Origin of the sequence: Rouxiella sp. S1S-2 (genome assembly GCF_009208105.1) — a bacterium.
In the GTDB taxonomy this organism is placed as follows: domain Bacteria; phylum Pseudomonadota; class Gammaproteobacteria; order Enterobacterales; family Enterobacteriaceae; genus Rouxiella.
Genome location: NZ_WFKL01000001.1, coordinates 1,271,903 through 1,283,308, shown reverse-complemented (window position 1 = coordinate 1,283,308; position 11,406 = coordinate 1,271,903). Strand labels below are relative to the sequence as shown.

Sequence of the window (11,406 nt, the reverse complement as noted above, 5' to 3'; positions counted from 1 at the left end):
ACATTCCCCGGCAGTAAAATTTGTAAAACAAAAATGCCTCGAGGCGCGAAGCCATCAATCGGGGCATTTTTATAAATCGATACCTTGCGGTGGCTGTTGCGCTAAGAACTCCACCAGCAGCGGATTATGATCCGAAGCCCGAGTCTCCAATACTTGCGCGTTGGTGACACTCAGCCCACGATAGAAGATAAAGTCCAACGGCCGACCAAACGCCCTGCGGCGCAGATCTAAGGGGAAACGAACTTCCTGCAGGGATATGTTACCGGCAAAACCATACAGCGCGTTAATTCGCTGGCGACTCCAGGCATTAAAGTCCCCCGCCATCACCACCGGCCCTTTATGATTAGCGATTTGCTCCCCTATCGGGTCAAGCTGCTTGCTGTAAACATCAACACCGATGCTGAAGTTCACCGCGTGGATATTCACCACCATGAGCAGACGACCATCGAGCAACGGATACACCGTAACCAGCGCCGATTTAGCCAACCGCAGCAGCGGTTCACGCTCACGCAGAGGACAACAATAAACCGGATGTGCCGCCGCCAGCGTCATTACGCCGGAAGGATGCTGCGGGAGAGAAACGGCCGGAACCTGATCGGCGGCCATGTAATGCGAGGTAGCAAAATGGATAAGCTCGGGTGTGGTTTGCGCTTCCTGCAACAATACAAGCTGCGCATCTTTACCAAAGCCCTGAAGTACAGAGAGCCAGTCAGCACGCTGCTGCTTGAAAATGTTCCAAACCATGATGCGTAAAATGTTCGAATTAGGCAGTGCAGCCCCCGGCGGCAGGCTCGGCCCAAGATGTGCTAACACACCTGGGAATATTTGCTCGACCGGTTGACCTGCAACATACCTCATTGCATACGTTTTTTTCGGCACACTGTTAACCCATTTTACCCAGCACTTTTTACTGCCAAGGAGTGCTGGCGATGTCCATCGAGAGTCTGCTGTGCGGAAAAATTTCCCTTCAGCGGTATTTCTCAGTATACGCCCCCGAACAGGAACACCCAATTTGTTTACATTGGTATACATCCTGAGCGAAATAGTTGCGACTCCACTCATCTTATTGATAAAAAAAGCCCGCAGCCTCGTTTCAAAGTTTAGCCCTTTAAGACAAACTCAGAAATTATCAGACTGAGTTCAGAGAAAACTCATTTGATGGAAGTCATTATCACCCTGTGTTTAAATGGCAAAAATAACCAAAGTATCAAATCATTTATGCTTGAGAGGCAACAATGAAAGCAAGCTCAGAAGAGCTGATGGTGTTTGTTACCGTGGTAGAAAGCGGCAGTTTCAGCCGTGCGGCTGAGCAATTGGGGCAAGACAATTCGGTAGTCAGCCGCACCATTAAACGCCTAGAGCAGAAACTGGACATCCAGCTGCTAAACCGTACTACGCGGCAAATCAGCCTGACGCACGAAGGTGAACGCTACTTTACGCGGGTGCAAAAGATACTGCAGGAAATGGCGGCGGCAGAAAACGATCTGTTGGAGCATCGTAATGACCCGCAGGGGCTGCTACGTATTGATGCCGCGACGCCGGTTATTTTGCACGTGCTTTCACCGCTGGTTGCCGAATTTACCGAACGCTTTCCCAAAATGACCCTCTCGCTATATTCGTCTGAGAGCAACATTAATCTGATCGATCAGAAGGTTGATGTTGCGATCCGTGTGGGTGAATTGGAAGACTCTAGCCTGCGCGCACGCAAGCTGATGCTGAGCTATCGTCACGTACTGGCCTCTCCCGCCTACATAGAAAAATGGGGCGCACCCAAGAGCGTTGATGATTTAGCCAATCATCGATGTTTGGGATTCAACGAAGTGCTGGCGTTAAATAAATGGCCGCTGTTGTGCGCCGACGGGCAGCAGATGAACATTACTCCTTTCATTAGCGCGGGCAGCGGCGAAACCCTGCGGCAGTTGTGCCTGTCGGGCAATGGCATTGCCTGCCTGTCCGATTTTATGATCAATAAAGATATCGAAAGAGGGGATTTAGTGGCGCTGTTAGTGCCTGACGTGATGCGCATTGCCATGCCATTACACGCGGTCTATTACAGCGATCAGGCGGTAAGTACGCGTATTCGCTGCTTTATTGATTTTCTGAGTGAAAAACTGGGGCAAGAACATCCCAGGGAATAAATCAGCCTTGATAAACGCATAGCAACAATAGAAAGAAAAAAGCCCAAACTGGCGTTTGGGCTTTGAGGGTATAGACACAGTAAACTCAGAAAAAAATCACAAAACAATCAGTCCCAATCTGGCGCCAAACCTTCAGGGCTGACCAAACGGCCATCTCGCTCAAGCCCGGCAATCTGCGACATCTCTTCAGCAGTCAGCGTTAACTGCTGCGCCAACAGGTTACTTTCGAGGTTGGTGCGTTTAGTTGAGGATGGAATAACCGCATAGCCCAACTGCAGCGCCCAGGCCAGAACAACCTGTGCGGGCGTCGCGTTATGACTTTGCGCAATCTTAATGATGGTCTCATCTTTCAACGCGTCACCATAGGCCAGCGTCATATAAGAAGTAATGGCGATATTATGCTGGCGGGCAAAATTCACCACCTTGCGATTTTGCAGGAACGGCGACAGTTCAATCTGGTTAGTGGCAATTTCGGCCGCACCCACTGCGTCGATAGCTTCCTGCATCAGCGCCACGGTAAAGTTCGAGATGCCAATCTGACGGGTCAAGCCCAGCTCTTTCGCCTTTACCAAGGCGTGCATAGTTTCTGCTACGCTCACCGCCGCATTTGGCGATGGCCAGTGGACCAGCGTTAAGTCAACGTAGTCAGTTTTCAATTTCCCGAGGCTCACTTTCAAACTCTCGATCAGCGCATCGGCGCTTAAATTTTCAATCCAGATTTTAGTCGTAATAAAAACTTCGCTGCGCGCTACGCCGCTTTCAGCGATCGCTTCGCCCACTGCGGTTTCGTTGTCATAGATTTGAGCGGTATCAATGGCGCGATAGCCGAGCTGGACAGCGGTAATCACCGAGTCTTTAACAATCTGGTCTTTTAAACGAAAAGTCCCTAAACCGAATGCAGGAATACTCATAGTAATACTCTCTTTAATAAAGGTTATTTATGTTCTGACCCACTTGTGGGGTCGAGGTATGCAGAGAGTATGAATCGGGACTTAATGGATTAAAATAACCGCAATGCCATAATACTTTTGACCAAAATGCAACAATCAGCGCGGCGCTAGCTCCGGCTTAAACTGCTGCCAACTGAGTTCAGCCCCCTTTTCTAGCTGACTTTTATCAGCGTTCAGGCACCAATGTTGCAATTGATCCGCCATTGCGGGGAGAGCCACAGAAAGAATCAGGGTCTCTGTTGAGCGTATTAATAGGTGAGCGCCTTTGCACTCGGCAGAGAAGGTATGCTGCACGGGATTAAGCTGGATGCTTGGCATTGCCCAAATGCCCTCTCCACGCTGTTTCAACAGCGCTTCACGCAGGCACCAAAGTTGCCAAAAGGCCGTTTGCGGGGATGGATGAGTCTTGAGCCACTGATTCTCTGCGGGCGAGAAAAATTCCGCGGCCAGCGCCGTTAATCCCCGCCGCTGTCGATTGATTTCAATATCACAGCCTACCGGCCCAAAATCTGAAATCACCACCACCAGCCTGTCGCCGCTGTGACTGAGGTTGAAATAAGGCAAGGAGGGGTCGGTAAAAACGGGTTTACCCGACGTACTCATGATGATTTCCGGCAGCATGGGCTGGTTAAAAAGCAGGAACATCAGTTCGGCCAGCAGCGCTCGGCCCGCCAAAAATGTCGCGGCTCTACGCACGCCCATTTCAGCGGCCTCTTTCAATAAAGCAGGAGGCAGGCGCCGTGTTGAAAGAGGCTGATTCAGCTCACAAAAGGCCAGTGCGGCTACCATCTCAAGGCCAACGGCGGAAAATCAGCGAGGTGTTGATGCCGCCGAAGGCAAAGTTATTCGACTGAATAAACTCTGTTTCAATGTGACGCGCTTCGCCAATAAGATAGTCGAGATCGCCACAAAGCGGGTCTGGTTCCGTGAGATTAATGGTGGGGAAAAATCGCCCATCGTTCATCATTTCTAGCGACATCCAGGCCTCTAGCGCACCACAGGCCCCCAGCGTATGGCCGAAATAACTTTTAAGCGACGAGATCGGCGTTTTATTACCAAATACGGCGGCTGTCGCATGACTTTCGGCAATATCGCCGCGATCGGTCGCCGTGCCGTGCGCACTAATATAGCCAATATCGGCAGGCTCCAGACCGGCTTGATTGATCGACTTGGCAATGCAGATTTGCATGGTTTCCTGCTGTGGCTGAGTAATATGCGCCGCATCGCAGTTGGTCGCAAATCCGACAATCTCCCCATAAATTTTAGCCCCTCGGGCCTGAGCGTGGTCCAGAGATTCCAGGATTAGTGCGCCCGCGCCTTCGCCAATCACCAGACCATCGCGGTGCTTATCAAAAGGCCTCGGAGAGAGCTCCGGGGTATCATTTTGTTGGCTGGTGGCAAACAACGTATCAAACACTGCCGCTTCTGACGGGCAAAGCTCTTCTGCACCGCCCGCCACCATCACCGTTTGATAGCCGTGTCGTATTGCTTCAAAGGCATAACCAATAGCCTGGCTGCCCGAAGTGCAGGCGCTGGAGGTGGGGATCACGCGTCCCCTTAAACCAAAGAACAGACCTGCATTCACCGCCGTGGTGTGCGGCATCATCTGCACATAGGTGGTGCCGGTAATATTGTTAGTGTGCTGTTCGGTCAGCATGGTGGCAAATTCACTGACCGGTTTGGTGCTGCCAGTGGATGAACCGAAGGCAATACCGGTTTCGCCATTGGTCAACACTGGATCACCAATCAGTCCCGCCTGCTCCAGCGCCAGTTCGGTTGCCCGAGTCGAGAGTAGTGAAACTCGGCCCATCGAACGAATACGCTTACGGGTGTAATGTTCAGGCAGTACAAAGTTGTCGATGGGTGCGCCCAGATGAGTATTAAGCCCCTGATAAATCACCCACTCGTCCATGTGTCTGACTGCATTACGGCCATGTAACAACCGTTCCGACACCTCGCTCCAGCCGTTGCCAAAGGCAGTAACGCCCTTCATGCCGGTGATAACCACGCGCTGAAGACTCATACCATTCCCCCGTTAATCGAAATGACCTGACGGGTTACATAGCCCGCGATATCCGACATTAAATAGCTGGCCAAACCGGCGACCTCCTCGGCGGATCCCATACGTTTTAACGGGATCATGCCCATGGCAGCATCGACGGCCTGCGGTTGCATGTCGAGCATACCGGTGTCGATAAGTCCGGGTGCAATGCAATTAACGGTGATTTTTCGCTTGGCAAGCTCCAGCGACAGCGCTTTGCAGGCACCGATAATTCCGGCCTTGGCGGCGCTGTAATTGACCTGCCCGCGATTGCCGGTAATACCTGAAACAGAAGACAGCGCAATAATACGACCGCCCTGTCGCAGACCAATCATTGGCATAACGCAAGGGTGAAGCACGTTATAAAAACCGTCGAGATTAGTATGGATAACGCCGTCCCAATCGCTTTCACTTAGTGCAGGAAAGGCGCCGTCGCGGGTAATTCCAGCGTTATTTACTACGCCGTAATAGGCACCGTGCTCGGCAATATCGGCCTCAATCGCCTCACGACACTGCAGGCGATTGCTAATATCAAAACTGAGGGTTCTGGCACTGCCGCCCATTTGTTTTATCTGCTCAACAGTGTGCTCTGCGCCTTGCTTGTCGCTGTTGTAGTGTACCACCAGCATAAATCCGTCTTTCGCCAACTGAACGGCGATGGCCTGACCAATACCTTTACTGGCGCCGGTCACTAATACTGAACGCGTCATGTCGCTGTACCTTGCATTAATTTTTTTAATTCTTCTGGCTCAGGCTGATAGGTATTCAACCTCGCCTCAGCAACGCTTACCTCGCCGCAACCATCACCGTTGTTTAAGGTAATGTCGCACTCGAAGCTGGCCAATTTTTCATCCTGTAACAACATGCTGATGTTAATGGTCAAAATACTGTTTGCAGGAAACGCCGGCATACTGCATTTGAGACCGCGTCCGCCTAACAGCATGCCAAGGCGAGGCTCGCTGCCGTATTGCTGGCCGTGCCATCCACTCCAGACACCCACGGTTTGCGCCATTAATTCAATTGAATACCACGCCGGCAGATCCCCCTGCGCATCGATAAAGGGAGCCAATACGCTGTCGGCATTGACGGTGACCTGACAGCAGGCCGACTGCTCACCAACGTTCACCACTTTCTCAAGCAACACCATCGGTGCAGAATGAGGAAGATAGTGCTCTGCGGATAAATAATTCATGGCGCCTTCCCCATGAGGATGCTGGCGTTATTGCCACCAAAAGCAAAAGAGTTGGACAAGATGGCCGGCTTTTGCAGACGCTGTGGCTGCGTCACCAATCCAAATTCTCCCAGAAGCGCATCGGGCGTACCCTGTGAAAAATCTTGCTCGGGCAGCGCCATGTCGCGTGTAAGCAACAGCCAGCACAGGGCAGCTTCGGTCGCTCCCGCAGCGCCCAGCGTATGGCCAGTCAAATGTTTGGTGGAGCTGCAAGGAACGCTGTCGCCACACAGGCGTTGAACCACCTGGGCTTCTACCCGATCGTTTTGCTCGGTCGCCGTGCCGTGAAGATTAATGTAACCCAGGTCGTCGGGAGTCATGCGAGCCTGCTCCAGCGCCATGCGCATCGCCCGCTCGGCACCTTCGCCCTGAGGATGCGGCGCCGACATATGCCACGCATCGGAAGACTCCCCCACCCCCAGCAGAGCAACCGCCGACGGCTCCCGCGTTAGCAAAATTAGCGCAGCGGCTTCGCCAATGTTGATGCCATTTCTCTGCGTGGCAAACGGTTTACAGCGCGTATCAGACAGCGCTTCAAGGCTGGCAAATCCATTAATGGGCATGCGGCACAGGCTGTCGGCACCGCCCACCAGCGCAACGTCGGCAAGCCCGGATTCAATAAGCCGCCGCCCGCTGATAATGGCTCGAGCGCTGGATGAACAGGCAGTCGAGAGCGTATAGGCTGCGCCGTCAAGATTCAGCAGTTTGGCAAGGAACTGCGAGGGGTCGCCCAACTCCTGCTGTTGATAGTTATATTCCTCGGGGAAAACGCCCTCTGACAGGCTATATTTGACCGCATCTTCACCTTCGGCAATGCCTGAAGTGCTGGTGCCCATTACCACCGCCACTCGGTCTTTACCGTATTGCGCAATGGCGCGGTCAACCTCGGGGCGAATTTGCTGCAGCGCGGCCATCAGCAATTGATTGTTGCGGCTGCGGTGGCGGGCAAGCGAATCGGGAATTACAGGTAATTCACCCAGAACTTTTCCTAGCCAAATAGGTTGCCTGCTGGTCAGCCATTGGTCCTGCAAAGAAAGTCCAGGTGTACGCCCGGCGGATAAATTATCAGCAATTTCATCTACCTGATTGCCCAGTGCATTGACCATGCCCACCGCTGAAAAATAGATCATTCGCCGTCTCCCACGTTCTTAATCGCAATATGATAGTGGAATACGTGCTGGGTTATTGCGACAGGTTGGCGTTTACCGTTTTCAGTTACGTAATCAATCTGCGTGACAGCCAGGCCAGATTCATCAAACAACACGCGTTGCGCCCCTTGATCAACGAGCTTCCAACCTGCGGGCAACAGCGGTTGCCAGCGATTTATCGGCCAATAGCTGAGCATAATGTCAGCTAACACCTGATTGGCAGGCGGCAACTGGGCGATGTTAATCGTCTGCTCGGTGTGAATGCCACTACTGTCGTACAGCACTTTAAACAGGCGGATACCCAGCGGTGACAGGCCCGCCAGTTGCAAAGTTTGTCCGTTGGCATTGAGCAACACCAGCAGCGATTGCTGTTTCCCGTCTACCGTGCCAGTCAGCAGCTGTTGCTGATCGAGCTTTTCATTTAGTCGCGGAGTTGGCAGCGACACGCGAACGCCAGGTTTAAGCCACGCCTGTGCCTGCGTGCTGGTGTCCGGGTGCGATGCACAACCCGCCAGCAATAGTGTAAATATTATCAACAGCCATCTGGCATTGATCATTTTTTGATCCCTCTTTTTTTGCCCGCAAGCGTGAGCGGCGACAGGACAAAAGCGGTCAATATTCCGCTACTCAGCACAATGCCAAAACTGCTAATCGCCTGGGTCGAACTGAACACCAGCATGCCAAATGTAAGCTGCGTGGTGACCACCGCCATAAAAATGGCAAACATTGAGGTGGTCGGCGTTCCCCGTGGATTAGTGAAGAACAGGGTGTAATTGATACCAATGCCCAAGACTAAAATTAGCGCCAGCAGTGAAAACAGATTCAGGCTGTGCCCGCTAAGCCCAAGTGCGGCAACGCCCATCGCTAGCGACAATAAGGTTGGAATGCAGCAAATCGCGCCGTGAGGCCAGCGAAAGCGCCACAGATAAATCGCTGAAATGACCCCAGCGGCAAGCGCAAGCAGCCAGGAAAGCATCACTCGATACTGCTCGAATAGGCTGCTGAACTCAGTTTTGCGATCGATCCAGCCGACGCCGGCCATTGACTGCGCCATCTTTTGCATAGCCGCACTGTCACTGACGCCACTGACCGGAACCAGTGCCGCGCTGCGTCCGTCAGGTAATGAGAGCCACAGCAGCCGCCATCCCTGACTTATCACGCTTTTTTGCCACATCTGCGGAGTAACAAACTGTGCAGACACGTCGGCCACGTTAACTTTTAGGCCAGCCTGCTGCAAACTGCTCGCCACCTGCGGCGCGCGCTGCGCCAACAACGCCAAATCTGCCTCCTGCCGCTGCAAAGAAGGCAGGCCGAGCAGTCGATAGCCGCCAAGAATGCCGTCTTTTTTCGCCTGTCTAAGGCGAGGCTCAAGCGCTTCGAGCCGTTGCAGCGTCAACTCGGGATTTTCGCCATACACCACCAGCCATTTTTGTTCGCTCGACTGGCCGGTCAGTGCCGCTATTTTTTGTTCTTGCTTCAATAAACCGGCCGGAAGCGCCTGCAGTTGGCCAATGTCGTCGTTTACCTGCAGACGAGAGATGCCTAACGCCGCCAGCAGCAGTATCGCAAGCGGCAGGCCAATCCGTAGACCTGGCTTGTTACGCCATGCGTGAAGCCAACGCAAAATCAGCGTCAGACCAGGGGTAGGTCCCACCGGCAGGCGTTTTGCCAGATAGGGATACCAGCACATCACGGTAATACAGGCCGCACTCAGCCCGGCGGCGGCAAACACTGCCAGTTGCTGCATGCCGGGAAATGGTGCAATCAGCAGCATTAAATAGGCGGAAACGGTGGTTAACATTGCCATTGAGAGGGCAGGAAACAGTTTTTTCAGGCTCTCAAGCGGCGTTGAATGCTGGCCATGAACGCGACGTTCGGTGAGAAAATAGAGCGTATAATCTGCAGAAATCCCAACAATACTGGTGCTGAGCACCAGCGTCATCACGTGGATTTCGCCAAATACCCACAGTGTCATCACCGTGCCCGCCAGTGCGCCTATCGAAATCGACAGCAGACTGAGCAGCATTGGCACCACCGAGCGGAACATCAGCAAAATCAGCGCAAACACGCCGATTATCGAGGCTATTCCCAGGGTTGAAATATCATGTTCGGCCTGCTGGCTGGCGTAGTTGCTGTAAAAAACGGTGCCACGCTCAAGCACTTCGGCACCCGGCCAGCGGCTCTCAAACTGTGTTTTCAACGCATCAAGCTGACCCACTATTTGCTTGCTGCTGGTGATGTCGTAGGAAGAGGCCCGCAGCTCGGCGTGGACCAGATACCAACGCTGCCCCTGTGCGTCCTTTGCCATCAGCCAGCCATCATCGAGCGTCATTCCCGCGCCGTTTTGCTGCTGCGCCATCTGTGAGGCGCGCACCAGCAGCAGCGGATCGTTCGCCAACTCTTTACCACTGACGCCGGCGAAGGCCGAATACACTTGTCCGAGGATCCACTGCGACTGTGCCGCCGCGCCGTGGGTTAACCGTGCCCGTGTCGCCGCGTCGAGCATCGCGTTGCGATGATTAAAGAAAAACTGCCCCCACTGCTGCTGCTGCTCAGCGTCCATCGGGCCTTCAACCTGCTGCAGCGACGATAATTGACGAAGATTTGTAAGCCAATCTTCGAGCGCCTTTTTACTTTGCTCGGCCGCAGGCGGCTTTACCAGCCACATTAATTGGCGATCGAGTCGCTGGCTAAAAGCGCTTGAAAGCGTATCAGGTACGCCGCTCAGCTGTTGTTTAGGCAACAGGGCCAATACGCTGCTATTGACCTGGCTGCGCGGCAGCAGCCAAAAAAGCGCGGCTATCAGTACCAAACAAATTATCAACCAGCCAAATGCCAGCTGGCGATGGCGCTCAGGAAGAAAAATGCTGCTTCTCTGCATCGGTTAAGGTCTTAGGCTCTGTGCGTTGATTAAAGAAGCGAATTTTCGTGCTATCGCCCTGCATGTCATTGATATCAATATTATTAAGGAAAGTTTGACCGTCGAGCGTAATCGTCTTGAACAGGCGATTTAGCGGCGACGTTTTCGGCGTTAATACCAGCGTCCAGTTGCCCTGCCCGCGATCGCTGAAATCCAGCGTAAAGTTTTGTTCAAGTGCGCGGTGGTCGGCATGAAACAGCGCCGTCAGCAGTGAGTTAAATTGAAACATCTGCGGGTTGTTTTGTGCAGTGACAACCTGCGGCTCCTGTCCGGCCATGGTCTGCACCATTTTGCTGTCAGTGAGCAGCAGGCTTAAGGGGAAAGGCTTCTGCTGCTGCCACCACAGTCCGTCACTGCGGGAAATAATAAGGTTACCGCTGGAGTTGAGCTTCTGATCCATGCCGCTAACGCTGCGTTGCTGGCTAAATTCGGCGCGTAAAATCGGCTGTTGGCTGAACCGTAGCTGAAGGTCGTCAAGCGTAACGGCCTGCGCCGTCAGGCTGACCAAACTCACAAGTAACAGTAGAAAACGCATCATTGGCTGACTCCCATTTTTTCGAACAGTACTGCCGGTGAGGCAAAGCACATCTCTTTACTTTCAATGCTTACCGCGACCTGAAGCGTGAAACCGCGGGTGGTACGTTTGCCGGTGAGGGCATCAAAAATCTGGTAGCCAATGCGCAGGCGATTTTCAAATTCCTGCACCTCGGCCTGTACGATAATTGTCTGTTCGAAGGTGACCGGCCCGATGTATTTCACTCGGGTGTCGACAATCGGCCAGACATACCCAGAGGCCTCCATTTCGCGGTAGCCGTAGCCAAACTGTTTTAACAACGCCTCGCGAGCAATCTCAAGATAACGAAAGTAGTTGCCGTGCCACACTACGCCCATCGAATCGACGTCGTGAAAAGGCACCGTTATCTCAATACGGGTCGTAAAACGAGGATCAGATAAACGCGGATCTTTTTTCTCAGCCAT

At 53.0% G+C, this 11,406-nt stretch carries 12 protein-coding genes; 1 reads left to right on the top strand and 11 read right to left on the bottom strand.

The features are described from left to right. Nucleotides 1-69: 69 nt before the first annotated feature. A complete protein-coding gene (locus GA565_RS05940) occupies nt 70-879 on the bottom strand; it encodes an endonuclease/exonuclease/phosphatase family protein (RefSeq protein WP_152197717.1) in 810 nt (269 codons plus the stop codon). 356 nt (nt 880-1,235) lie between these two features. Between GA565_RS05940 and yafC the strand changes: the two genes are divergently transcribed. After that, the gene (yafC, locus tag GA565_RS05935; RefSeq protein ID WP_152197716.1) at nt 1,236-2,138 is read left to right on the top strand and encodes a DNA-binding transcriptional regulator YafC; all 903 of its coding nucleotides are present in this window, start codon (nt 1,236-1,238) and stop codon (nt 2,136-2,138) included. A gap of 107 nt (nt 2,139-2,245) precedes the next feature. Here yafC and dkgB read toward each other — a convergent pair whose 3' ends face one another. The 10 genes from dkgB to GA565_RS05885 all read right to left on the bottom strand — a co-directional run bounded on the left by dkgB (nt 2,246) and on the right by GA565_RS05885 (nt 11,406). Then, a complete protein-coding gene (dkgB, locus tag GA565_RS05930) occupies nt 2,246-3,049 on the bottom strand; it encodes a 2,5-didehydrogluconate reductase DkgB (RefSeq protein ID WP_152197715.1) in 804 nt (267 codons plus the stop codon). Nucleotides 3,050-3,184: 135 nt separating this feature from the next. Continuing rightward, nucleotides 3,185-3,877 carry a 4'-phosphopantetheinyl transferase superfamily protein gene (locus GA565_RS05925; protein WP_152197714.1) on the bottom strand — a complete coding sequence of 231 codons (693 nt, stop codon included), beginning with the start codon at nt 3,875-3,877 and terminating at the stop codon, nt 3,185-3,187. Between the two features lies 1 nt (nt 3,878). Beyond that, complete coding sequence (locus GA565_RS05920) at nt 3,879-5,111, bottom strand: beta-ketoacyl-ACP synthase (protein ID WP_152197713.1); 1,233 nt, start codon at nt 5,109-5,111, stop codon at nt 3,879-3,881. Further along, the gene (locus tag GA565_RS05915; RefSeq protein ID WP_055781073.1) at nt 5,108-5,839 is read right to left on the bottom strand and encodes a 3-ketoacyl-ACP reductase FabG2; all 732 of its coding nucleotides are present in this window, start codon (nt 5,837-5,839) and stop codon (nt 5,108-5,110) included. Before GA565_RS05915 ends, GA565_RS05920 begins: the two co-directional genes overlap by 4 nt. Next, entirely contained in the window at nt 5,836-6,321 is a 486-nt protein-coding gene (locus GA565_RS05910) for a hypothetical protein (protein ID WP_055781070.1), read from the bottom strand. Before GA565_RS05910 ends, GA565_RS05915 begins: the two co-directional genes overlap by 4 nt. Next, the gene (locus GA565_RS05905; protein WP_055781068.1) at nt 6,318-7,490 is read right to left on the bottom strand and encodes a beta-ketoacyl-[acyl-carrier-protein] synthase family protein; all 1,173 of its coding nucleotides are present in this window, start codon (nt 7,488-7,490) and stop codon (nt 6,318-6,320) included. The genes GA565_RS05910 and GA565_RS05905 overlap by 4 nt, the downstream gene beginning before the upstream one ends. After that, entirely contained in the window at nt 7,487-8,065 is a 579-nt protein-coding gene (locus GA565_RS05900) for a DUF3261 domain-containing protein (protein ID WP_152197712.1), read from the bottom strand. The genes GA565_RS05905 and GA565_RS05900 overlap by 4 nt, the downstream gene beginning before the upstream one ends. Continuing rightward, on the bottom strand, nt 8,062-10,389 hold the full coding sequence (locus GA565_RS05895) for an MMPL family transporter (RefSeq protein ID WP_152197711.1): 2,328 nt from the start codon (nt 10,387-10,389) through the stop codon (nt 8,062-8,064). Before GA565_RS05895 ends, GA565_RS05900 begins: the two co-directional genes overlap by 4 nt. Then, nucleotides 10,361-10,966 (bottom strand): outer membrane lipoprotein carrier protein LolA, encoded by a 606-nt coding sequence (locus GA565_RS05890; protein ID WP_152197710.1) that lies wholly within the window; start codon nt 10,964-10,966, stop codon nt 10,361-10,363. Before GA565_RS05890 ends, GA565_RS05895 begins: the two co-directional genes overlap by 29 nt. Continuing rightward, complete coding sequence (locus tag GA565_RS05885) at nt 10,963-11,406, bottom strand: thioesterase family protein (RefSeq protein ID WP_055781054.1); 444 nt, start codon at nt 11,404-11,406, stop codon at nt 10,963-10,965. Before GA565_RS05885 ends, GA565_RS05890 begins: the two co-directional genes overlap by 4 nt.